The organism is Chryseobacterium sp. JUb7, from assembly GCF_024806495.1.
Lineage (GTDB): Bacteria > Bacteroidota > Bacteroidia > Flavobacteriales > Weeksellaceae > Chryseobacterium.
This window is the reverse complement of sequence record NZ_JANUFF010000012.1, coordinates 107,268-132,165: the sequence shown is the minus strand read 5'-3', so window position 1 is coordinate 132,165 and position 24,898 is coordinate 107,268. Positions and strand designations below refer to the sequence as shown.

The window sequence follows — 24,898 nt, the reverse complement described above, 5'->3', positions numbered from 1 at the left end:
TTTACTATAGAAGTTTTTTGTTTTAAAATGTATTTTCATCAATTGGGAACTTTTGCAAAAGTATAAGTTTTTTTCTTTCCACCTAGAATATTTTATTGATTTTCAGACAAAACTTATTGTTAAAACATTTTGAACTAATCATGAAAAAATTAAATTTGCAAACTTGATTTTAACAATGTAATGCATCGCTTCTTTATATACTTATATTATCTTATTTCCAAAAACAGGCTTCTTTCTGTATTTCTTGCAGTTGGAATCGCCGTTGTCTGTGGATTTTTTGCTTCAAAAATTAATTTTGAGGAAGATATCAATCAGATCATCCCAAAAAATGAAAAATCTGATCTCACAGCCAAAGTTTTAAAACAGCTTAATTTTTCAGATAAAATCATTGTAATTATTGAGAATAAGTCCAAAGAAGATCAATTTCAGCTTTCTGAAACAGCAGATACTTTTTTAACCAAACTTGAGCCTCTGCAAAAATATATCGGCTCTGTTCAGGGGAAAGTAAACGACAACGAAATCTCCGAGACCTTCGATTTTGTAAATCAGAACCTTCCGTTGTTTCTGAATGAAAACGATTACAAAGAGATTGAGAGAAAACTTAAGAAAGACAGCATTGCAAAACAGGTTGAGAACAACTACGTCTCTTTGGTTTCACCAACGAGCCTTGTTACTAAAGAATTTATTAAAAAAGATCCGCTGGGCATCACATTTTTAGGAATTAAAAAACTGAATGCTTTAAATATCAGTAAAGATTTTAAATTGGAAGACAATTATATCGTTACCAAAGACGGGAAAAATCTGCTCCTTTTTATTGAGCCTAAAAACAAAAGCAACGATACCAAAAACAATGAGTCTTTTATCAATCAGTTAAATAATATAAAAGACAACCTCAACAAACAGTTCAAGGGGAAAACCGAAGTCAGCTATTTCGGATCTCCTGTTATTGCTGTTGCCAATGCCCAACAAATCAAAAAAGACATCCAGAATACGGTCATGATTTCTATGACTGTGCTTTTGATTTTGCTGATTTACTATTTCAGAAATTTCTTTACACCTATTATTGTTTTCCTTCCGACAGTATTTTCTGTTTTATTAGCCCTGTTGATTTTATACTTTATTAAAGATAAAATTTCGGCAATTTCTTTAAGTGTCGGAGCTATTCTGATCGGAATTACCATTGATTACGCCCTGCATATTCTTACGCATTATAAGCATAACAATAATATTGAGGAACTTTATAAAGAGATTACACAGCCTATTATATTGAGCAGCGCAACAACCGCTGTTTCTTTTCTATGTCTGGTTTTTGTACGTTCGGAAGCATTGAAAGATCTTGGTCTTTTCGCGGCAATTACCGTTATTCTATCCTCCATAACTGCTTTGATCATTGTTCCACAGCTTTATACACCAAAGAAAAAAGAATCTGAACTCAACACCAATTTTATCGATAAAATAGGGTCTTATCCTTATGAGAAAAATAAACCTTTAATTATTGGCTGTTCTGTCATTATTATTGCCTGTCTTTTCGGATTCAGACATGTTGGCTTCAATGAAGATATCGGAGATCTAAATTACATTCCAAAAGATTTAAAAATAAGTGAAGCAAAGCTTGAAAAGCTTTCGGACATCACGTCAAAATCAATTTACACGATTTCTTATGGGGACTCTGAGAATGAAGCATTAACAAGAAACTCCCATCTGAGTAATTTCCTTGAAAAAGAGAAGAAAGACGGCAAGATTCTAAGCTACAATTCTCTCGGGAATGTTGTTTTATCAGAAAAAGATCAGCAACAGAAAATCAACGCATGGAAAAAATTCTGGGATACTCATAAGAAGAACCAGACGCTTTCTGAATTAATCAGCAGTGGAAATCAATTCGGATTCAACTCTTCAGCATTTGATCAGTTTAATGAAAATTTAAATAAAGACTACTCTACATTAACCTTAAAAGATTATTCAAAAGTAAAAGCTTTACAGATTTCTGAGTTTTTAAGCAATGAAAACGGTTTTTATACTGTTTCAAACGTTGTAAAAGTGGATGAAAAGAAAAGAGATGCGTTCATCAAAGACGTAGAAAAAAATCACGATGCTCTGGCGATCGACCGGCAACAGATGAATGAAAACTTTTTAGGCTTACTGAAAAGAGATTTTAACACATTGATCAATTATTCTCTTCTCGCGATTGTTTTAACGATTATCGTTTTCTTCAGAAACTTTGAACTGACTGTTCTTACCATGTTTCCGATTGTTTTAACGGGAGTGGTAACCGCAGGAATCCTATATTTCTTAGGCCTGGAACTGAACATTTTCAGCACTGTTGTCTGCACCCTGGTTTTCGGAGTGGGAGACGATTTCAGTATTTTTCTGACAAAGGCAATGCAAAAAGAGCATACTACCGGAAAAAATGAACTCCCCACTTACAGAACTTCTATTATTCTGGCAGTTTTCACTACTATTTTATCTATTGGCTCTTTGATTTTTGCAAAACATCCGGCCTTGCATTCATTGGCTTTGGTAGCTTTAATCGGAATGTTTTCGGTCATTATTATTACCTCAACACTCTATCCTTTCTGGTTTAGGTTATTAATTACAAACAGAGCAAAGAAAGGACTCTCCCCTATTACATTCAGACTTTTTTTACATTCAAGCGTATCATTTTTATATTATGGATTAGGCGGTATTATGTTCTCTTTTATAGGAAGTGTTTTTGTTAAAAATTCCAAAGGAAAAACTTTAGACCTTATTAAATTAATTATGGCGAAGTTTTTAACTTCGGTCTTATATTCTAATCCATTTGTAAAGAAGAAGGTCATTAAAAATACGAAAGAAGATTTCAGTAAACCGGCAGTCATTATTGCTAACCACACTTCTTTCCTCGACACACTGGCAATTGCTATGGCCACTCATAAGATTGTCTATCTTGTGAATGATTGGGTGTACGAGTCTCCTGTTTTCGGAAGAATGGTACGGGCACTAGGTTTTTATCCCGTTTCTCAAGGTATCGAAAACGGAATGGAAAAACTGAAAGAAAAAATCGATCAGGGATATTCGTTAGTTGTTTTCCCGGAAGCAGAACGCTCTTACACCAATGATGTAAAAAGATTTCATAAAGGTGCTTTTTATCTGGCCGAACAGTTCGGACTCGATATCCTGCCTCTTTACATTCACGGAAATTCGGAAGTACTGCCAAAAGGAGATTTCATTATTTATGACGGAGCCATTACGGTAAAAGTGGGAGACCGAATCCGAAAAGACGACCTGAGTTTTGGTAAAAATTATTCTGAGCGTACAAAAAAAATCAATGCTTACTTCAGAGAAGAATTTGCTCTGTTAAGAAGTGAACTCGAAGACGAAAATTATTTTAAAAAGAAATTACTGCTGACTTTTCTATATAAAGATACAGAAGTGGTAAAAAATGTAAAAGACGATTTCAGCGTCAACAAATCTGTTTACTATGAAATGAATAAATACATTCCAAAGGATGCAAATATTCTGCACTTTGCGAATGATTTCGGACAAAAAGATATTATATTAACTCTTCAGCAGGCAGGCAGAAAAGTTTTTACAATCATTAAAGATACCGAGAAACGACAAACGGCTCAACAGAATTATTTAGTTAAAAGAAGAAAGATCAATTATATAAAAGATACCACAGAAGTCTCTAAAAACATTAACGTTCTTTTGATTTCTGATGAAAATTTCAACCTCAATGAAGTGACAGAATTCCCTGAAACTATCATTTTTATGGGAATAAAAAACAATTCTTTTAAGAATAGTAATTATCTCCCGGAATTCAGTTCAGAATCTTTAAAAGTATTTAGGTCTAAATAATAAATATGAAAAGCATATTTTTGTAAACGCTAAAAAATATTAATGAAAAAAAGTATACTCGTTATATATTATACGCAAACCGGGCAATTAGAAGATATTGTAAAAAATATTGCCCAGCCGTTTGAAGATAAAAACGAAGAATATGAAGTAACGTATTACAACATTCAGCTTAAGGAAGACTTTGCTTTTCCTTGGTCGAATGATGTATTTTTTAATACTTTCCCGGAATCCTATTTACAGATTCCAAGTGAGATTCTTCCACCACCGGAAGAAGTTTTAAACAAAAAGTTTGACCTTATTCTTTTTGGGTATCAGGTTTGGTATTTAACCCCTTCCATTCCGATTATTTCGTTTCTGAAAAGTGGTTTTGCCCAGAATATTCTGAAAGATACTCCTGTTGTTACCATTTCTGCAACCAGAAATATGTGGATGCTTTCGCAGGAAAAGCTTAAAGTGTATTTAAGAGATATGCGGGCTCAGCTTATAGGAAATATTGCACTGGTAGACAGACATGATAATTATACAAGTGTATTAACGATTTTGCGCTGGCTGACAACAGGGCAGAAAGAAAAATCTGGAATACTTCCTGCAGCCGGAGTTTCAGATGAAGAAATCACGGGTTCTGTAAAGTATGGCAGAATTATTGAAACTCATTGTAAGAATAATGATTTCACTAATCTTCAGCCTGATTTGGTAAAAAACGGAGCCGTTGAAATACGTCCGTTTTTAGTGAGAGTAGAAAAAGTAGGAAATAAGATTTTTACCATCTGGTCTAATCTGATTATCAAGAAAAAAGAAAAGCGACCATTGCTGATAAAATTCTTTAAGGTATATTTGATGGCTGCTATCTGGATCATTTCACCGATAGTTTTAGTTTTACACCTACTCACAACACCAATTTTTTGGTTTAAAAGAAAAAGACAGAGAGAATATTTACAAGGAATTAATTTAAAATAGAATGTACGACGTATTTATAACAAAAGCATCAACATACCTACCCAATGAGCCGGTTTCTAATGATGAAATGGAAACGTATCTTGGCTATATAAATGGCGCTAAATCTAAAGCAAAGTCTATTATTTTAAGAAACAATAAAATCACGACAAGGTATTACGCTTTAGACAAAGAAGGAAACCCTACTCATACGAATGCCCAGCTGACTGCAAAAGCTATTGAGGGACTTTTCGATGAAAATTTCAAAAAAGAAGACTTGAAATTATTATCAGTCGGAACAACTTCTCCAGACCAGATTCAGCCTTCACACGCTTCTATGGTTCATGGTGAACTAAATATCGGAAAATCTATTGAAATTAATACCGCTACAGGTCTTTGTAATTCAGGAATGAACGCCCTGAATTATGGGTTTCTTTCGATCAAAGCAGGTGTTCAGGAAACAGCTGTTTGTGCAGGATCTGAAAGAATGTCTGCCTGGATGACCGCTGATAAATTCAATCACGAAGCAGAAAATCTTGTGTTATTGGAAGAAAGACCAATTATCGCCTTCAAAAGAGAGTTTCTGAGATGGATGCTTTCTGACGGGGCCGGAGCTTTCTTATTGGAAAACAAACCAAGAGAAAATGAAGTTTCTTTAAAAATCGATTTTATTGATTTCTATTCTTATGCTCACGAGATTGAAGCCTGTATGTATGCGGGATGTGAAAAACAGGAAGACGGAAGCCTGCAGTCATGGGCAGATTACCCATCTGATGAATGGCTGAAACAATCCATTTTTGCCTTAAAACAGGACACTAAAATTTTAGATAAATATATACTGGTAAAAGGTGCTGAAAGCTTGAGATCTTCTTTCGACAAGCATGATCTTGATCCTAATACCATCGATCATGTTTTAGCACACATTTCTTCCGGCTATTTCAAAGAAGGACTGAAAGACGAATTTGCTAAAGTAGGTTTGGACTTTCCTTGGGAAAAATGGTTTTATAACCTTTCTGATGTGGGGAATATCGGAGCTGGTTCTATTTTTATTGCCTTAGAACAGCTTATGAATTCCGGAAAACTGAAAAAAGGAGAAAAAGTACTTCTTTGTGTTCCTGAAAGTGGAAGATTTGCCTATTCTTGCGCATTATTAACGGTTTGCTAATGGAAAATAAATTACCCACATCTGATCAGCATTTCGTGGAAAGTTTAATTCCACAAAGATCTCCTTTTGTCATGGTAAACAGCATTGCAGATTATTCTGAAACACACTTAATTTCAGGATTTGAAATAAAAGAGGAGAATATTTTTGTTCAGGATGGCATTTTTCAGGCTTCAGGTCTGGTAGAGCATCAGGCACAAAGTGTAGCTTTACACACAGGTTACAAATATTATTTATTAGGAAAAGAAGCTCCGACGGGATATATCGGTGTCATCAAATCTTTTGATGCCGAAAAATTACCTCACGTGGGAGATCTATTGAAAACAGAAGTCACCATTCTGAATGAAATAATGGGTGTCACATTGGTAGATATCGTTACAAAACTGAATGACGACATCATTGCAAGCTCCCAGATGAAAACAGTTGTAAAATAAATTTCAATGGAAATCAAGGAAGAAAATATCATCAATATTCACAATTTTCTGCCGCATCGCGAACCGATGCTGATGGCTGACTATATTTTAGAATTAACTAAAGAAAAAGTTGTGACTTCCTTTGAAATTTTAGAGGATAATGTATTCGTGCATAACCATGAATTTGCAGAAGCCGGTTTAATAGAAAATTTAGCACAGACCTGTTCATCAATTCTCGGACAGAGCTTTTTCAAAAGCGATGAAGTAGAAACAAAAGTAATTGGTTTTATTACCAATATCAAAAAAATTGAGGTATTTGCTTTACCTAAGGTGGGAGACAAAATCATTTCTAAGGCATCTCTTATTTCTCAATTTGATAATATCTGCAATATCTTTTGTGAGACTTTTAATAATGATGAATTATTGATCAGAGCAGAGATTAATCTGTTTATTCAGGAAGTGAAATCATAGAAAAATTCACCGTAAATATATAAAAGCTGTACGTTTGTACAGCTTTTGTTATTTCCAGGCATCACAGAATTTATTCAAATAAAAAGTGAGGTATTTCTACCCCACTTTCAAATTTTATATTTACACTAAAAATTAGTATCCAAAAATCTCTTCAAGAGAAACTTCTGTAAACTGCCCCATCTTATTAATAGATTCCATATTCAGGTTTTCTTTTTTCCCGATGATGGCTGTATTGTATTTTAATGGTTTAATTTCTGTGTCATAGAAACTGGTTAGCTGTGGTAAGGTCAGACCCTGGATTTCAGAATATACATCTTTTCTGATATCATAATCTACGCCCAGTTTTTTCAATGCTAACTGGTTAAAGAAAATACTCGTTCTGTTGATTCTGTTTGAAGCGATTTGTTTCAATGCAGATCCTCTGGAGTTTTCAAACTGAGCAGGAATTTGTGGCAACTGCGCCATAAGATCATTCATAGCAGTAACGGCTAACGGAAGTTTGTTCGACTGTGTTCCGATATAATTAGTCACATAATTCGGATGATTGCTTTCACTGGCGTTTGCATAAGAAACATAAGCAGAATAAGCCAAAGACTTACTTTCTCTGATCTCCTGGAAAACAATAGAAGACAGTCCGCGACCGAAATACTCGTTGAAAACATTGGCTTTACCAAAGTTTCCAAGATTCACGTTGCTCCCTTTTGCAATTTTAGACATTTCCATTTGCACCATGTCGTAGTTTGTAAAATACACTTTTCCTTCAGTTGCAGGCTCAGCATATACTTTTGCTTTTGCAGGCTGCAATGTCGTATTGGCAATATAAGGTTTCACTGCTTTTTCTAAAGTCTGCTGATCCTGACCATAAATGAAAACTTCATATGGATATTGATTGATTGTTTTGATCTTCTTCATCAGATCAGCGACATTAAGGCTTTGCATACGCTCTTTAGAAACAATATCTGTCATTCGGGAATCTTTTCCGTATTTTGCATAATTGCTCAAAGCATTCATGATTCTGGCTTTATCTTTTTTAGCAACTTCTCTTGCTTCAAGAATCGTCTTTACCGTCTGATCATAAATTGCCTTATCAGCCTTTACGTTAGTCAACAAATGATTCATCAGCTTCACCCCTTTTTCCATATTGCTTTCAAGCCCGCTTAAAGTAATAATCGTCTGATCATTTGACGTTCTGAAAGAATTTGAAATTCCTAATTTATAGAATTCTTCCTTCAGCTGTTCAGGAGTATATTTATCGGTTCCCAAATATTCCAGAGCTGTAATAGCAAGAGACAGTTCTTTATCATTATCTGTTCCGAACGGGAAAATATAATTTACCTGAGCAATTTCGTTGTACTTATTTTTTACAAAACTTACTTTTTTATCTTTAATTTGAGAAGTCTGGATGGCTGTTTTATAATCGATAAATTCAGGCTTGATCTCTACTGGTTTGATCGCAAGAACATCTTTCAGGAATGGTGACTGTGCACCTCTGTTCAGCTCAATTGGTGTAATCCCAGGATTCTCTACACGAACCAATTTATCATTAACTCCTTTTTCTTTATAAACGACAACATAATTATCCTTGAAAAATTCATTCGCAAATTTTACAATATCTGCTTTTGTAATTTTCTCATATTTATTAATCTCATCCACTTCCTGTTCCCATGTTCTTCCATTGATGTAAGAATCATAAAGATTAGTTGCCAAGCCATCTGCCGTTTCCCAGGTCTTCATTCTCTGAACTCTCTTATCATTAACGATAGCCTTCAGCATCCAATCAGGAAATTGCCCTTTTTTCACCAGATCAACCTGGCCCAATAATAATTTTTTAGCCTCATCAAAACTTTGCCCTTCTTTAGGAGTTACCGTCAAAGCAAACGAGCCATACATTTTGAACGGAGATTCATAAGCTCCTGCTCCTAATGTTTTTTGTTTTTGATTAATATTAAGATCTATCAAACCGGCATCACCTCTGTTACTTAAAATTTCAGCAACAATATCAGCCAATCTAGCTTCTTGGGTTCCGTAAGAATCCGTTCTCCAAGCCATTGTCATTCTTGGTGCAGAAGGACTTTTCACAGTTCTTGTAACAATTGATGTCATCGGCTCTTCTGTTACCATTTTTTTCATCGGCAATTCTTTGTATTTGAAAGCTCCGAAATATTGATCAACCAGTTTTATCGTTTTATCAAAATCCAGATCACCAACTAAAACCACAGCCATATTATTAGGTACGTAATAGGTATCAAAATACTTATGAATTGCTACCATTGAAGGGCTTTTCAAATGTTCAGAAGTTCCGATCGTCGTCTGCTGACCATTTGGATGTTTCGGGAAAAGAGCTTCCATTAATGCATAATTTACCAAACGTCCGTCATTATCCTGAGCTCTGTTGTACTCCTCGTACACAGCTTCCAATTCTGTATGAAAAAGTCTTAAAACCAATTCAGAAAAACGTTCTTTTTCTACTTTAAGCCATTTTGCAAGTTCGTTGGCAGGAATATTATTTTTGTAAACGGTTTCGTCCAGCCAGGTATGAGCATTCGTACCTGTCGCTCCCAAAGACGAAATAGCCTTGTCATATTCATTGGCAATAGCAAATTTTGACGCCTGTTGGGAAACTTCATCAATCTTTTTATATAATTCCTTTTTCTTCGCCGGATCTTTTTCAGCTTTATGCTGTTCGTAAAGATCAGAAATCTGCTGAAGCAAAACTTTTTCTTTTGCCCAGTCCTGAGTCCCCAAATGCGAAGTTCCTTTGAAAACCATATGCTCAAGATAGTGAGCCAATCCCGTATTATCACTCGGGTCATTATTGGAGCCTGTTCTTACCGGAATGTAGGTTTGGATTCTTGGGGCATCTTCATTTTTTGCAAGATATACTTTCAATCCGTTCTTTAATGTATACACCCTTACCCCAGACTGGTCATTCTTCACCGTTTCATACGAGTACCCCTGATTGTCCGTCAGCTTCTGAGTTTCAAATTTCTGAGCCATCGCACTCAACATACAAAAGAGTGAAACAGAAATAAAAAATTTCTTCATAGAATTATTTGTTAATCAAATTTTTAAAATTTATTAGTCTAAGATAAATGTTTACTTGTTACATACCAGAATCTTTAAATATGATATATTTCACAGGTCCTGCTGATAAAAGCAATGAATAACGAAATTGATCAATATTCAACACATCAATTTTAACTTTAAACAAAAAAAAGTGATCTAAATATCAACAGTTTTAATATGATAAACATATAATCTATTTTCACTATTTTAGCCGATTGATAAATTTAATCATGAATTGGGGTGATTTTTTTCATCCGGAATCTAAAAAAACAACCATATTTAGATGAAAAAGCAAGACCTTCCTCAAGACGAAAGCAATCTGAAATCAGCAAACATGACTGAAGTATTGTACGTGACTGATGAAAACAATAACTATACAACTGCAAACAGTATCGGTTGGGATGTTAAAAAGGCAGCTTTGGATGAATCTCTAGCCTTAATTAACGAAAGAATTGAGGAAGCCAGACAAAATGTTGCCAGCAATATGGTGAGTCCTATTATTTATTTCATGGAATTGAATAAAATGGACCTGCAGGTTCTTGCGGCCTATGTCGGAATGTGGCAATGGCGTGTAAAAAGACATGCAAAGCCAAAGATATTTAAAACACTAAGCGAATCCGTTCTGAAAAAATATGCCGATGCCTTCGGAATTTCAGTGGATGAATTAAAAAACTTCAACGGTAAATAAATCAAACCTCATACATTTTAAAAACCTATGAGTTTTAGCAGGGTTTATCCGTGATAAAAAGAGAAAAGCTACGAATGAAACTTAATTTTGAACACCATCAAACCGCGCATTGCGAAAACGGTGTCGCTTCTAATTTATTATTAAACAAAGGGTTGAAACTCAGCGAACCCATGATCTTCGGAATCGGTTCCGGATTGTTCTTTGTGTATTTACCTTTTTTAAAAGTAAATTTCGCTCCTGGTTTTAGTTATCGCCCAATGCCGGGTGCTATTTTCAGCAAGGCAGCAAAAAGACTGGGAATTAAAATTAAAAGAGAAAAATTTTCAAATCCGGCAGACGCTCAAAAAGCTCTGGAAAGAAATTTAGATCAAAATATACCAACAGGTTTACAGGTTGGGGTTTTTAATCTGACGTATTTCCCTGAAGAATATAAATTTCATTTCAATGCCCACAATCTGGTTGTTTACGGAAAAGAAGACGGTAAATTCTTAATCAGTGATCCTGTAATGGACTACGTCACAACGCTTACTGAAGCAGAATTAGAAAAAGTGAGATATGCAAAGGGAGCACTTCCGCCGAAAGGTCATATGTACTACCCCACTTACATTCCTGAAAATGTAAATCTGGAAGAAGCTATAAAAAAAGGGATCAAAGATACTTGTAAAAATATGTTGGCTCCCGTTCCGATCATTGGTGTAAAAGCAATGCGATGGGTAGCCAGAAGCATCCCGAAATGGGCTGCAAAAAAAGGAACAAAAACGACCAATCATTATTTGGGACAATTAATCAGAATGCAGGAGGAAATCGGTACTGGTGGCGGTGGTTTCAGATTTATTTATGGGGCATTTCTGCAGGAAGCTGCAGTTATTCTTAAAAATGACCAGCTAAAAGAATTATCTAAGGAAATTACCTCTATTGGCGATCTTTGGAGAGATTTCGCAGTAGATATTGCCCGGGTTTACAAAAACAGAAATTCGAAAAGTGACATATACAATCAACTTTCGAAAACGATGCTTCATATCGCAGATTTGGAAGAAGCTTTTTATAAAAAACTGAGAAAAGCGATCTAAATGGAGAATCTTATTGAGATAAAAAATTTATATAAGAAATATAAAAATGCAGAAGATTTTTCTGTAAACGACATTTCATTAAATATTGAGAAAAATGAAATCTATGGAATTCTTGGCCCCAACGGAGCAGGAAAGACAACATTAATATCTATGCTTTCAGGGTTAATTAAACCGACTTCAGGAAGCTTTATGATCAATGGATTATCTCCTCAGAAAGATGGTTTTAAATTAAGACAAATTATCGGAATTGTTCCTCAGGAATACGCATTATATCCTACTCTGACGGCCAGAGAAAATCTGATGTATTTCGGAAGTCTTTACGGTTTAAGTCATAAAAAATTAAGAGACGCTATTGCCGAATCTTTGGAAATCATGGGATTATCAAAATTCGCGGACAAAAAGGTAGAGCAGTTTTCAGGAGGAATGAAGCGCCGCTGCAATCTGATTGCAGGAACTCTTCACAATCCTAAAGTTCTATTCCTGGATGAACCGACCGTCGGTGTTGATGTTCAGTCTAAAAAAGCAATTATAGACCATCTTTTGGACTTAAATAAAAAAGGAACCTGTATTATTTATACATCTCATCACCTCTCTGAAGCAGAAGAGTTCTGTACCAAAATCGCCATCATCGACCATGGGAAAATCCACGCTGTGGGAACACCTGAAGAATTGGTGAACAGAGTGGCAAGTGCCGAAAATTTAGAAGATGTTTTCATTTCATTAACCGGAAAAGAATTAAGAGATGTTGTTGTATAAATTGTGGAGAAGTTTCGTTAAGGAAATCCTTTTGCTGAAAAGAGATATCGGAGGAATCGTCATCATATTCGTGATGCCGCTATTGCTGATTGTTACGATTACACTGATTCAGGATTCGACTTTCAAAAATCTGGAAGGCTCAAAAATCCCGATCATTTTTATCGATAATGATAAATCTGAAATTTCAAAAAATATAAAACACGAACTGGAAAACAGCAAAACATTCCAGTTACTGACTAATTATGATGAAAAATCTGCTCAGGAAGCCGTTTTTGGAGGAGATTATCAGATGGCTATTGTCATTCCCGAAAATTTAACGAAAGATTTAAATTCAAATATAGAATCTAAAGTTCAGACGATTGTTAGTTCATTTGGTTTAGAAGAAAATTCAGGAAAAGCTCAGATTCCGGCTGTAAAAGCAAAGGATATTCATTTATATTTTGACCCTGCAACCAATGCCGGTTTCAAAAATTCTGTCATGAATTCCGTGAATAAAATGGTATTTGAGATCGAAAATAAAAAGATTTACAAAGCTTTCCAGGATCAGTTGGGAACAACCGAAAATCTTGAAGAGAATAAAAACCTGATCAGTTTTAAAGAAATCACACCCAAAAAAGGAAAAATAGAAGCCATTCCCAACTCGGTTCAACATAACGTTCCGGCTTGGGCGCTGTTCGCTATTTTCTTTATTGTCGTGCCTTTGTCTATTAATTTAGTTAAAGAAAAAAGCCAGGGAACGAGCGTGAGAGCCAGAGTAAGCCCGACACCTTATTTTATTCATATCTTAGGAAAAACATTTACCTATCTTATTATTTGTATCATTCAGTTTTTGCTAATGGTCGCAGTAGGTATTTACCTGTTCCCTTATATGGATTTACCTCAGTTTGACGTTACCGGAAAAATGTTTCAGCTTATCGTCGTAACTTTATTTTCCGGCTTAGCCGCAATTGGTTTCGGTGTTTTATTGGGAACAATTGCCGATACACAGGAACAGTCTGCACCATTTGGGGCGACATCAGTTGTCGTTTTAGCAGCAATCGGAGGAATTTGGGTTCCTGTATTTTTAATGCCTGAATTCATGCAGTCAGTAGCAAAATTTTCTCCAATGAACTGGGGATTAAATGCTTATTATGATATTATATTAAGAAACAGCGGAATCGGAGGAATTGCAAAAGAATTGACTTTCTTATTTTTATTCTATCTTGCAATGGTCGGAATATCATTAATCTACGAAAGAAAACAACATGCAGTCTAAAGAAGAAATCATATTAACCTGTACTGAAAAAGTCCGTGTAAGGTTCAACGAAACAGATCCGTTGGGAATTGTCTGGCATGGACATTATATAGTCTATTTCGAGGACGGAAGGGAAGCTTTCGGCAGACAGCACGGTTTAACATATCTTGATATTCAAAAAGCAGGATATGTAACGCCTATTGTGAAAAGCACATGTGAACATTTTCTTCCTTTAAAATATGGTGAAACATTTAATATTGTAACGACTTTTGTGAATTCAACTTCAGCAAAATTAATTTACAGATATCAGCTTTTTAACGAAGAAAACAAATTGGTGTGTTCAGGAGAAACTATTCAGGTTTTCTTGGATTCTGATAATAACTTATGCTTATACAATCCTGATTTTTTTCAGGTCTGGAAAGATAAAATGGGTTTATAATGAGGAGGGAAGTTTATATTACAGATTATAACTGCGTCACGCCTTTAGGCTTTGATATTACTTCAAACTGGAATTCCCTTTTGGAAGGAAAATCTGGCGTCGCTTTACATAAAATCATAAACAATCAGGATCCTTTTTATGCTTCCATGATTGATTCTGAAAAACTGGAGCAAGAATTTAATCGATTCTTCGACACAGCTCAGAATGACAATACAGAATTCACAAGGCTTGAAAAAATGTTTTTGCTAAGTTTGAAACCTTTGGTTGAAAGACATCAGATTTCGGATGAAACAGCTTTTATTTTATCAACAACAAAAGGGAATATCAGCTTATTAAAAAATCAAGAAACTTTACCGGAAGGTGTTTTTCTTTCCGGTCTGGCTCAAAAAATTGCTGATTTTTTCGGGTTCAAAACGAAACCAATTGTTGTTTCTAATGCTTGCGTTTCAGGAGTAATGGCGATTGCTGTTGCCAAAAATATGATTCAGGCAGGAAAATACAAAGACGCTTTTGTAGTTGCCGGAGATGAAATTTCGGAATTTGTAATTTCAGGTTTTAATTCTTTTCAGGCAATCGGAACAGAAATCTGTAAACCTTACGATAAAAACCGTGATGGAATCAATATCGGTGAAGCAACGGCAGCAGTTTACATCACAGGTCATTGCGAGGAACGAAGTGACGAAGCAATCTCAAACGAAAAATTCAGTTTCAAAGTCCTGGGAGATTCCGCCATCAATGATGCCAATCACATTTCCGGACCTTCAAGAACGGGGGACGGATTATTTGGCAGCATCAGAAATGCAATGTCAGAAGCCAAAATTTCGGCAGAACAGATTAACTTTATTTCTGCACACGGAACTGCGACCATATATAATGACGAAATGGAAGCCATCGCTTTCAACAGAATGGAATTGCAGAATGTTCCTTTAAACAGTATGAAAGCTTATTACGGACACTGTTTGGGTGCATCAGGATTATTGGAAAGTATTATCTCAATGGAAAGCGCTTTTAATAATACCTTGATTTCATCTAAAAACTTTAAAGAAGCGGGAACTTCCCAATCTTTAAATATTATTAAAGAAAACCAACCTGCAGACATCAAATATATTTTGAAAACGGCTTCAGGTTTTGGTGGGTGTAATGCGGCAATTGTTTTGGAAAAGTGTTAAAATGAAAACAATGAAGAAAACAGATACTTGCACGATAAAAGACGCAAAAATAATTATCAATAACGAAATTATCTTTGAAACCCCAACCGAAAATTTTTCAGACTTTGCAAAAGAAGCGTATAAAAGTTTAGAACTAAATTATCCTAAATTTCATAAAATGGATAACTTAAGCAAACTTGCTTTTCTTGCTTCTGAAATGATTCTAAAAGACGAAGATCACAGCGCAACAGCCTTAGTTTTTGCCAACAAATCATCAAGTTTAGACACTGATTTTAAATATCAGGAAAGCATCAATTCTCAGGAAAATTATTTTCCGAGTCCGGCCGTTTTTGTATATACTTTACCGAATATCTGTGTAGGCGAAATCAGTATCAAACATAAAATGCAGACAGAGAATGCTTTTTTTGTTTTGGATGAATTTGATGAAAAATTTTTAAATGATTATTCAGAACAGATTGTGCAGTCAGGAAAAGCTGAAAAAGTGTTATGTGGCTGGGTAGAACTCTATCAAGAAAGTTATAAAGCTTTTGTATATTTGCTTACTTTGTAATTTAACAATATAAAAATGTACCAGTTTACCAATTTTTAAAACGCTAATAACTATTGCTACATTGTTAAACTTATACATTGGTACATTATAAATGAAATTTATTTATGGAAAACTTAAGAGAAGAATTAAAGCACAAAATCATTGAAGTTCTTAACCTTGAAGACGTTGCAGCAGACGAAATTAAAGATACAGATCCGTTATTCGGCGGAGGTCTTGGATTAGATTCTATCGACGCTCTTGAATTGATCGTTCTTCTTGATAAAGAATATGGAATAAAATTAGCCGATCCAAAAAAAGGAAAAGAAATTTTTTCATCGATCGATACAATGGCGAAATTTATTGAAGAAAACAGAACGAAATAATTAATATACCAATGTATCAATGTAACAGTCTAGCAATTGGTAAACTGTTACATTGATACATTGTTACATTTTGTAAAAATGGGTCAAAAAATTGCCATAACAGGAATGGGCATCATTTCCGCTATTGGAAACAATGTGGAGGAAAATTTGAGTTCGTTAAAAACCGGAAAACATGGAATTTCAGACATTCAGTTGTTTGAAACTCGTCATGCTGGAAATATCAAAACGGGCGAGATAAAATTGTCTAATGAAGAACTTGTTGAAAAACTTCAGTTGATTGAAGATAATAATGCTACAAGAACCTCTTTATTAGGTATGGTTGCCGCAAAAGAAGCCGTAGAAAGTGCCGGAATTTCGGACATTAATGAATATAAAACAGGTTTGATTTCTTCAACCAGTGTTGGCGGAATGGATATCACCGAAAAATATTTCTACACCTACGAAGATTTCCCTGAAAAGCAAAAATATATTGACTCTCACGACGCAGGAAATTCCTCGTTGCTGATCGCAGATTATTTGGGTTTGAAAGGCATGGTTTCAACCATCAGTACAGCCTGTTCATCTGCAGCGAATGCGATTATGATGGGCGCAAAACTCATTAAAAATGGAGTGTTAGACCGCGTAATTGTTGGTGGAACAGATTCTCTTTCAAAATTTACGTTGAACGGTTTCAGTACGCTGATGATTTTAACTGATTCTTATAACACTCCTTTTGACAATGATAGAAAAGGTCTGAATCTGGGTGAAGCAGCCGCTTTCATCGTTCTGGAATCTGATGAAGTTGTAAAAAAAGAAAATAAAAAAGTCTTAGGTTATCTTTCAGGTTATGGAAATGCTAATGATGCGCATCATCAGACTGCCTCTTCAGAAAACGGGCAAGGCGCTTATTTAGCCATGGAAAAAGCATTGAAAGTTTCAGGTTTGGATAAAGAAAATATCGATTACATCAACGTTCACGGAACCGCAACTCCGAATAATGATTTATCGGAAGGCATTGCAATGATCCGAATTTTTGGAGAAAATAATGTCCCTGAATTCAGTTCTACGAAAGCATTTACAGGTCATACTTTGGCAGCAGCAGCGGGAATTGAAGCAGTTTATTCGTTATTGGCGATTCAAAACAATATCATTTTTCCGAATCTGAATTTTAAAACCAAAATGGAAGAATTTGATCTGACACCTGTAACTGAGCTTAAAGAGAAAAATATTAACCACGTTCTTTCCAATTCATTTGGTTTTGGAGGAAATTGTTCAACCTTAATTTTCTCAAAATCATGAGTATAGTTTATATCAACAGTGCAGCCTGTATCTCAGTTCAGGACACGCTAAATGAAAATTTTTTCCACAATCTGAAACTTGAAAATTCAACTCAGGTTTTAAAAGCAATCGAGCCCAATTACAAAGAATTCATTCCGCCCGCAGCAAGCAGAAGAATGTCTAAAACTGTAAAAATGAGTTCTGTAGCATCAAAATATGCTTTACAAGAAGCCGGAATTGAAAATCCTGATGCCATTATCGTTGGAACAGGAATGGGTTGCTCCCAGGATTCTGAAAAATTTCTAAAAAATGTGATTGATAATAACGAAGAGTTTTTGACTCCTACATTTTTTATTCAATCTACACACAATACGGTTGCGGGACAAATTGCTTTAGGTTTACAATGTCACGCGTACAATTTCACGTATGTGAATACTTCTTCATCGTTGGAATTTTCATTTTTGGATGCAAAATTGCAGATTAATGACGGTGAAGCAGAAGACGTTTTAGTCGGTTCAACAGACGAACAAACCGACCGAACAATGGAATTGTACCAATTAAACAAAACCATTAAAAAAGAAGAAAATCTTCCCGTTGATTATCTAAATTCAAGATCAGAAGGTGTAATTTGGGGAGAAGGGGCAAGTTTTTTTGTTTTAGGAAAAAATAAAACGAAAAACTCTTATGCTCAATTAAAAGATATTCAAATCAGTAGCAGATTAGATTTAGAAGAAACTCAACAATTTATTGAAGATTTTCTAGCTCAGAATAATTTAACTGCAAATGATATTGATGTTTTAATTTTAGGCTTCAGTGGCGATGCAAAATCTGATGTTTATTATACAAAAGCAATGGATTTATTTGAAAATTCGGCTTTGTTGTATTACAAACATTTAAGTGGAGAATTCAATACAGCAAGTGGTTTTTCAACATTTATGGCTTGTCATATTCTGAAAACTCAGGAGATTCCTAATGTAATGATGATTAATGACTTGAAAAAGAAGGAGATTAAAAACATTCTACTTTATAATCATTTGGGTGGAAATGATCATAGTTTGGTTTTATTGGAAAAAGCTTAGTTTACAGCTTATTTAAAACACTGCAATTATCATTTTGACGAAGGAAAATCTATTAGTAAAATATTGCTTCGTCATTTCATTCCTCGCAATGAACTAAACATTCAAAAACAATTAAAGATGAAGCATTACCCATTTATTCTATTTTATCTTTTCTGCAACGTATTTATTTATGCATTTCACGGGACTTTTTGGGTATATCTGTTTTGTTTCTTACTTTTTTCAGTGGTAGTTGTGTGGGGTTCTTTTGATATCACGTTAGGCTATTTTGTCAACAGTATTACTCAAAAAAGAACTAAAATCAAAGAAGTTGCTTTGACTTTTGACGATGGCCCAACTGAATTTACGCCTAAGTTTTTAGATCTGTTAAAAGAAAACAACACAAAGGCAACCTTTTTCTGCATCGGAAAACAGATTGAAAAATATCCCGAAACATTCAGAAGAATTATTGACGAAGGTCATACAATTGGAAATCACACCCTTTCACATTCAAATAAGACAGGATTTTTATCATCCTCAAAAATGGTTGAGGAAATTGAAAAATGTGATGAAGTGATGTTAAAAGTCGGAAATATCAAAACTAATTTATATCGGCCCCCATTCGGTGTTACTAACCCCAATATTGCAAAAGCAATCAAAAGAACCCGCAAAAAAAGCATTGGCTGGAATGTCCGTTCTCTAGATACGATTACGGAAGATGAGAAAAAAATTTACAAAAAGGTTACCAAAGGCTTAAAAAAAGGGAGTATCATTCTTCTTCATGACACTTCAAAAAAAACGTACAATGTTTTGGTAGATTTATTAGTATTTTTGAAGGATAAAAATTACTCAACTTTTACGGTTGATTCAATGATAAAAAATCAAAAAAATGATTAAAAATATTGCTTTTGGAGCATTTCTATTATTTTCCAGCTTCTTTTTTGCACAAAATACGGCAATGTCGGGAGCAGAAGCAAAGGCATTTGTAACCAAAGTTTCATCGGAAACAAAAGAAATAAAATCTCTACAAGCTGATTTTACCCAAACCAAAAAAATGGACTTTTTGGATAAAAGCATTGTTACGTACGGAAAAATGTCTTTAAAAACGCCCAATATGCTGGCTTGGAAATATACAAAGCCATATCAATACAGCATTGTTTTTAAGGATAATAAAATTTTCATCAATGATCAGGGTAAGAAATCTTCAGTTGATGCTAAAAGTAAAACGTTTGAGAAGATCAATAAACTGATTGTAGGAAGTTCAAACGGGCAGATGTTCAGCGATCCGGAATTTTCTGTGACTTACTTAAAAAACACCAACTATAATATCGCAAAATTTACTCCGAAATCTGCTCAGTTGCTCAAATATATTAAGCAAATTGAATTGAGTTTTCCAAAAGGACAATCCACAGTTTCGCAGGTTAATATGACAGAAGCCTCGGGAGATACAACGAATATTGTTTTCAAAAATACAAAGATCAATGCGCCGATTTCTGCTTCAGAGTTTTCTTTATAGTTTGTTTTTTTTATCGTTTGTTTCTTGTAAAACTTACAAACTGACAGACGTAAAATCAATCCCCAATTCTGAAAAAACGGTTGAGAATTTATACTTTTCTTCCAATGAAGATTATGTTTATAAATGTCAGATGGATATTTATAAAAATCATGTAAGCGGAATTTTAATTATTAAGAAAATCAGCGAAACAACGCATCGTGTTGCCATGACTTCTGATTTTGGAAATAAATTAATTGATTTCGAAATTTCAGACAACAATTTTAAACTCAATTATGTTCTTCCTGATTTAGATAAAAAAATTGTCGTTAACTTTTTAAAGAATGATTTTCAACAACTTTTAAAACAAAAATATCCTGTCAATGAAAGTTTTGAGAATGAAAATTCTAAAATCTATGTGTCAAAAATTGATAAAAAAACGTATTATTTATTCTTTAACAAAGAAAAAGGCTTATTAAATCAAATTATTTACACTAAAAATAAGCAGGAAAAAATCGATTTTACTTTTGATGCAAAAAAACATATCTTCGCGGATAGTTTAAATCTTCAGCATAAAGATTTTAAAATCAACATAAAACTATTTCAAATAACCGAAACGAACTGATTTTCATGAAGAAATTTTATTTTTTATTAATGCTTTTTTTTGCAAGTTTTTCTTTTGCACAGGTAACTTTTAATCCCGGAATACGATTGGGTGCGAACATTTCCCATCTTTCTAACGGACCCGTTAACGATTATTGGTATTACACTGACAATCAAAGCTATTACCACTCCGGAATGAATCAGTTTGACGTTAAATCAAAAATTGATTTTTACTTAGGATTTCAGGCGAATATAAGATTTGCAAAATTTTATGCCCTTCAACCTGAAATTTATTATACCCGTCAAGGCGCTAAATATGAAAGTAAAGATCCTGCAGTTTCTTCTAAAACAGTAACCCTTTCTTACGTAGGGGCGGCGGTTGTCAACAAATTTTATTTTGATAAATTCAACATTCACTTCGGACCGACTTTAGAACTTCTTACCGATCACAAGAATATAGAATCTCCTACAGAAGCAGATTTGGGACTGGTATTTGGAGCTGGATACGATATTACAAAAAATATTGGTGTGGAAGCAAGAATTAAAAAAGGCTTTGTAAATATCTACAGTGACCATACCAATGTGACTTTCCAGGCAGGAGTATATTATACATTCAACATAAAAAAATAATTTTATGCAGACTATTCTTACAGACTTTTACACATTAGAATCATACGAAAAAACAGAAAACGGAAGTTTTATTGCCAATATCAGTTTAAACAAAGATCACGATATTTTCAAAGGACATTTTCCCGGGAATCCGGTAACGCCGGGAGTCTGTATGATGCAGATTGTAAAAGAACTGACTGAGGAATTTACCGGATTAAAATTATTCTTAAAAACAGCTTCAAATGTGAAATTTATGGCAATCATTAATCCATTTGAAACCCCTGATTTAAAGTTACAGTTAGATATCACACAAACGGAAGAAGAAGTTAAAGTAAAAAATACGACTTCTTTTGGCGAGACAATTGCATTAAAAATGTCAGTAAACTATAAAAAATTGACATCATGAAACTTATCTTATCGTTCATAACGGCTTTTATTTTCTTTTTTCAATCTGATCTTGAAGCATTGAGAAACAGCTATGCAAAGGCAAACTCGTCCGATGCAAACACTGAAATTTTTATCAATATTGCTGAAAAACAATCGGGATCCGATGCTGTAACAACAGGCTATAAAGCAGCTGCCAAGATCATGGAAGCGAAAATTGCAAAATCTAACAGAAAAGCTCTTGTAAAATCTGGAGCTACAAGTCTTGAAGCTATTATTAAGAGTAATCCGAATAATGCCGAACTGAGATTGATAAGAATGAGCGTTCAGGAAAATATTCCGAAAATCGTAGGATACAGAGGGAGTCTTAAAGATGACAAAGCTTTTCTACTGAACAATTATGCGAAACAAAATGCTACTCTAAAAAATTATATTAAACGATTTGCAGCTCAGTCCAAAACTATTACAGCGGAAGAAAGAGCAACATTAAAATAAAATAATGACCTTTTCTGAAGTACAAAATGCAATTTTTGAAAATAAAATCTGTGTTTTAATACCTACTTACAATAATGAGAAAACTCTGAGAAGAGTAATTGACGGTGTGCTGGAGTACACTGACAGCATTATTGTTATTAATGATGGCTCAACCGATTCTACCTTGAATATTTTAACTGAATATTCTCAAATTACAATAATTAATTTACCTGAAAATAAAGGAAAAGGAAATGGGCTTAAAACAGGCTTCAGAAAGGCCAAAGAATTAGGCTATCATTACGCTATAACGATTGATTCTGACGGACAGCATTACCCTGATGACATTCCTGTCTTTGTAAAAGCTTTGCTTGACGAAAAGCAAGAGGTACTATTGATTGGTAACAGAAATATGTCACAGGATGGAATTCCTAAAAAAAGCAGTTTTGGAAACCGTTTTTCTAATTTCTGGTTCTGGTTTGAAACCGGAATTAAACTGGAAGATACCCAATCCGGTTACCGCCTCTATCCTTTACATAAAATTCCGAAGAAATATTTTACACCAAAATTCGAGTTTGAGATTGAAATTATTGTGCGAACCGCATGGAGGCATATTCCGGTGAAGAATGTCCCTATAAAAGTTTTGTATGATCCGGCAGAAAGGGTTTCGCATTTCAGACCATTCAAAGATTTTACGAGAATCAGTATTCTGAATACAATTTTGGTAACGATCACTTTGCTTTATATTATTCCGAGAAATTTCGTGAATAATTTCAAAAAAAAAAGTTTCAGAAAATTCATTCAGGAAGATGTTCTCGAAAGTGACGGCAGCAACCGTATAAAGGCATTTTCCATCGCATTGGGTGTATTCATTGGCTTTTCTCCTTTCTGGGGATTTCATACCTTACTTGTAATATCCCTGTCGGTTCTTTTTAAACTGAATAAAGTACTTGCTTTTGTAGCATCCAATGTAAGTTTGCCGCCTTTCATTCCTTTTATCATAGCAGCGGCTTTATATCTGGGAGCCCCTTTTGTACATGGAGAAAGCAATATTTTAAGTCAGGAGCTTAACTTCGAACTGGTGAAAAATAATCTGCTTCAGTATGTGATAGGAAGCGCTATTTTGGCAACCACCATGTCGGTTATTTCTGGAGTTGCGACTTTTCTTTTTCTGAATAAGGTAAGTCCCGAAAACAACTAATTACATTTATTGTTTTAACTTTTTTAAAGTTTTTCTTAAATATTTTTCAATATTTTTTTGATCTGGAACTGTTGTGATTTCTTTTGTCAGAGCTTTTTCAAACTCAATTTTTGCAGCAGAATAGTTTTTTATTTTAAAATAATATTTTCCTGCCTGATAATATACCAGCCAAAAATCAGGATTTAAAGATTTATAATAGTTTACAGCATCTTCAGACAATACAATATTATCTTTTTCGATTGCGTCATTCATTTCAGAACCCACAATTTTAGAAACTTCATAATTGCTAAAAGCCTCAGAATCAACAAATGGATCTTTCGCAATATTTAAATCCGATCTGGCAAATTCTCCCCTTTTTAATCTTTTATCAGAAAAAATCTCATTGAGATCATAGCAGACAAACTCACCTAACTGATAAGGATTTGAAGAAACCCAAACCAATTTTTTCTGAGGTGAAAAAATCACGGAATGATGCGCTAAAAGTTGATTAATAGACTTCTCATTGCCATATCCTATATTTTCACCTTTTAAACCGGATTTATCCCTTAAAATCGAAGCCATTTTTTCAGGATTCAGTTTTTTATTCACCTGTAAAAGTTCCTGAAGCTTTTCGTAACGGTACTCAGAATGACTTTCCAGAATATGTTTTTGATTTCTTTTATCATCTTTATAGGCATCAGACTGAAAATGGTTGGTACAAAAAACACGGCTTGTATTTTCCACTCTATATATTCCGAAATTATCCGGAGAGACTTCAATAATTACAGCATTTTTATCATTCGCACTTCCAACCAGAATCGACTCGGAAACGAACACTTTTCTCTTTTTAGCAATTGCAATTGCTTCATCTATCGTTGTGGCATATTGTAAAATTTCCCTTGTCACCAAAGAAATAGGAGTCTTAGCTGTTAAAGGGATTTTAGATTTTCCGGCATTGATAGTAACCGTTATACCTTCTTTATTCATTCCTGAAACTACGCCAATCATTCCCGGCCAGCTTACAGACAGATAAGGAATCCCATCTTCCGGTTCTACAAATTCAATTAATTTATTTTTAGCGAAGTCATCGCCAACATAAAAATCAAAATTTCGCCCGATTAACAGATCACCATCTTCCGTATTTTCATTCCAGACCGCGAGAGAAGTACAACCCACAACCATTAAATCCTGCATGGCATGGCCAATATCGTGTGCTCCGTGCAGATACATGCTTCTTAAAAATTTCGGTGCAATAAAATCATATTTATCTGACGAATATTGAGATAAACCATATAATTCCGCCTGATAATCTTCACGAACATTCAGATACATTTTCCGGTTGTACCATTTGAGAAAACCTCTCAAGATATTTTGCTTAAACTTCGACGGCACGAAACCCTCTACTTTTGCGAAGAAAATTTCTTCCTGTTTCTGCATTAGATTTTGCGTCAAAGCTCCATTGTTGTAGCCCATCTGTAAAGGGTTTCCTTTAATATAAAGCTCCCAAAGCTGTTGTTTATTTTTAGTTAGATAATTTTGATTAAAACTAAAAGTAGAGTCGTTGATTGTATTAACCTTTGGAACTTCTAATGAATATTGTTTAACATCAGGAAGGTGCTTGATTGATTTTCTTATACCACACGATGTTAGTGTAAGAATTAGGCTGAGACTAAAAAATAGTAGAATTAAAAGTCTGTTAT

24 protein-coding genes are annotated in these 24,898 nt (G+C 34.4%); 22 read left to right on the top strand and 2 right to left on the bottom strand.

What is annotated here, in order from left to right:
* The first annotated feature begins 180 nt into the window (after positions 1-180).
* Genes M2373_RS18750 through M2373_RS18730 form a run of 5 tightly spaced genes read left to right on the top strand, consistent with a single transcriptional unit; the run spans position 181 to position 6,813 of the window.
* Positions 181-3,834, top strand: coding sequence for an MMPL family transporter (locus M2373_RS18750; protein ID WP_259112779.1), 3,654 nt, complete (start codon positions 181-183; stop codon positions 3,832-3,834).
* Positions 3,835-3,876: 42 nt separating this feature from the next.
* Positions 3,877-4,791, top strand: coding sequence for a dialkylrecorsinol condensing enzyme DarA (locus M2373_RS18745; RefSeq protein ID WP_259112778.1), 915 nt, complete (start codon positions 3,877-3,879; stop codon positions 4,789-4,791).
* 1 nt (position 4,792) lies between these two features.
* Entirely contained in the window at positions 4,793-5,932 is a 1,140-nt protein-coding gene (locus tag M2373_RS18740) for a beta-ketoacyl-ACP synthase III (RefSeq protein WP_259112777.1), read from the top strand.
* Positions 5,932-6,363: a hypothetical protein gene (locus M2373_RS18735; RefSeq protein ID WP_259112776.1), complete on the top strand. Its 432-nt coding sequence runs from the start codon at positions 5,932-5,934 to the stop codon at positions 6,361-6,363. Before M2373_RS18740 ends, M2373_RS18735 begins: the two co-directional genes overlap by 1 nt.
* A gap of 6 nt (positions 6,364-6,369) precedes the next feature.
* Positions 6,370-6,813: an ABC transporter permease gene (locus M2373_RS18730; RefSeq protein ID WP_259112775.1), complete on the top strand. Its 444-nt coding sequence runs from the start codon at positions 6,370-6,372 to the stop codon at positions 6,811-6,813.
* Positions 6,814-6,945: 132 nt separating this feature from the next.
* On the opposite strand, the gene M2373_RS18725 is transcribed toward M2373_RS18730, so the two are convergent.
* The gene (locus tag M2373_RS18725; protein ID WP_259112774.1) at positions 6,946-9,858 is read right to left on the bottom strand and encodes a pitrilysin family protein; all 2,913 of its coding nucleotides are present in this window, start codon (positions 9,856-9,858) and stop codon (positions 6,946-6,948) included.
* 304 nt (positions 9,859-10,162) lie between these two features.
* Here M2373_RS18725 and M2373_RS18720 point away from each other — a divergent pair, with 304 nt between their 5' ends.
* The 17 genes from M2373_RS18720 to M2373_RS18640 all read left to right on the top strand — a co-directional run bounded on the left by M2373_RS18720 (position 10,163) and on the right by M2373_RS18640 (position 23,219).
* On the top strand, positions 10,163-10,567 hold the full coding sequence (locus M2373_RS18720) for a hypothetical protein (RefSeq protein ID WP_259112773.1): 405 nt from the start codon (positions 10,163-10,165) through the stop codon (positions 10,565-10,567).
* A gap of 74 nt (positions 10,568-10,641) precedes the next feature.
* Positions 10,642-11,637, top strand: coding sequence for a BtrH N-terminal domain-containing protein (locus M2373_RS18715; RefSeq protein WP_259112772.1), 996 nt, complete (start codon positions 10,642-10,644; stop codon positions 11,635-11,637).
* Entirely contained in the window at positions 11,638-12,393 is a 756-nt protein-coding gene (locus M2373_RS18710) for an ABC transporter ATP-binding protein (protein WP_259112771.1), read from the top strand.
* Positions 12,380-13,648 (top strand): ABC transporter permease, encoded by a 1,269-nt coding sequence (locus tag M2373_RS18705; protein ID WP_259112770.1) that lies wholly within the window; start codon positions 12,380-12,382, stop codon positions 13,646-13,648. The genes M2373_RS18710 and M2373_RS18705 overlap by 14 nt, the downstream gene beginning before the upstream one ends.
* Complete coding sequence (locus M2373_RS18700; protein ID WP_259112769.1) at positions 13,638-14,066, top strand: thioesterase family protein; 429 nt, start codon at positions 13,638-13,640, stop codon at positions 14,064-14,066. Before M2373_RS18705 ends, M2373_RS18700 begins: the two co-directional genes overlap by 11 nt.
* Positions 14,066-15,235, top strand: coding sequence for a beta-ketoacyl synthase N-terminal-like domain-containing protein (locus tag M2373_RS18695; protein ID WP_259112768.1), 1,170 nt, complete (start codon positions 14,066-14,068; stop codon positions 15,233-15,235). The genes M2373_RS18700 and M2373_RS18695 overlap by 1 nt, the downstream gene beginning before the upstream one ends.
* 10 nt (positions 15,236-15,245) lie before the next feature.
* Positions 15,246-15,785, top strand: coding sequence for a 3-oxoacyl-ACP synthase (locus M2373_RS18690; RefSeq protein WP_259112767.1), 540 nt, complete (start codon positions 15,246-15,248; stop codon positions 15,783-15,785).
* Between the two features lie 104 nt (positions 15,786-15,889).
* The gene (locus M2373_RS18685) at positions 15,890-16,147 is read left to right on the top strand and encodes a phosphopantetheine-binding protein (protein WP_259112766.1); all 258 of its coding nucleotides are present in this window, start codon (positions 15,890-15,892) and stop codon (positions 16,145-16,147) included.
* Between the two features lie 78 nt (positions 16,148-16,225).
* Complete coding sequence (locus M2373_RS18680; protein ID WP_259112765.1) at positions 16,226-17,425, top strand: beta-ketoacyl synthase; 1,200 nt, start codon at positions 16,226-16,228, stop codon at positions 17,423-17,425.
* The gene (locus M2373_RS18675) at positions 17,422-18,483 is read left to right on the top strand and encodes a beta-ketoacyl synthase N-terminal-like domain-containing protein (RefSeq protein WP_259112764.1); all 1,062 of its coding nucleotides are present in this window, start codon (positions 17,422-17,424) and stop codon (positions 18,481-18,483) included. Before M2373_RS18680 ends, M2373_RS18675 begins: the two co-directional genes overlap by 4 nt.
* 117 nt (positions 18,484-18,600) lie before the next feature.
* Positions 18,601-19,356, top strand: a complete 756-nt coding sequence (locus tag M2373_RS18670) for a polysaccharide deacetylase family protein (protein ID WP_259112763.1) — start codon at positions 18,601-18,603, stop codon at positions 19,354-19,356.
* Entirely contained in the window at positions 19,349-19,975 is a 627-nt protein-coding gene (locus M2373_RS18665; protein ID WP_259112762.1) for an outer membrane lipoprotein carrier protein LolA, read from the top strand. Before M2373_RS18670 ends, M2373_RS18665 begins: the two co-directional genes overlap by 8 nt.
* Entirely contained in the window at positions 19,941-20,576 is a 636-nt protein-coding gene (locus M2373_RS18660) for a hypothetical protein (RefSeq protein ID WP_259112761.1), read from the top strand. Before M2373_RS18665 ends, M2373_RS18660 begins: the two co-directional genes overlap by 35 nt.
* Positions 20,577-20,581: 5 nt before the next feature.
* Positions 20,582-21,184, top strand: a complete 603-nt coding sequence (locus M2373_RS18655) for a PorT family protein (protein ID WP_259112760.1) — start codon at positions 20,582-20,584, stop codon at positions 21,182-21,184.
* A gap of 4 nt (positions 21,185-21,188) precedes the next feature.
* Positions 21,189-21,569 (top strand): 3-hydroxyacyl-ACP dehydratase, encoded by a 381-nt coding sequence (locus tag M2373_RS18650; RefSeq protein ID WP_259112759.1) that lies wholly within the window; start codon positions 21,189-21,191, stop codon positions 21,567-21,569.
* Complete coding sequence (locus tag M2373_RS18645) at positions 21,566-22,042, top strand: hypothetical protein (protein ID WP_259112758.1); 477 nt, start codon at positions 21,566-21,568, stop codon at positions 22,040-22,042. Before M2373_RS18650 ends, M2373_RS18645 begins: the two co-directional genes overlap by 4 nt.
* A gap of 4 nt (positions 22,043-22,046) precedes the next feature.
* The gene (locus M2373_RS18640) at positions 22,047-23,219 is read left to right on the top strand and encodes a DUF2062 domain-containing protein (protein ID WP_259112757.1); all 1,173 of its coding nucleotides are present in this window, start codon (positions 22,047-22,049) and stop codon (positions 23,217-23,219) included.
* Between the two features lie 6 nt (positions 23,220-23,225).
* On the opposite strand, the gene M2373_RS18635 is transcribed toward M2373_RS18640, so the two are convergent.
* On the bottom strand, positions 23,226-24,884 hold the full coding sequence (locus M2373_RS18635; protein ID WP_259112801.1) for a C45 family peptidase: 1,659 nt from the start codon (positions 24,882-24,884) through the stop codon (positions 23,226-23,228).
* Between the last annotated feature and the right edge of the window lie 14 nt (positions 24,885-24,898).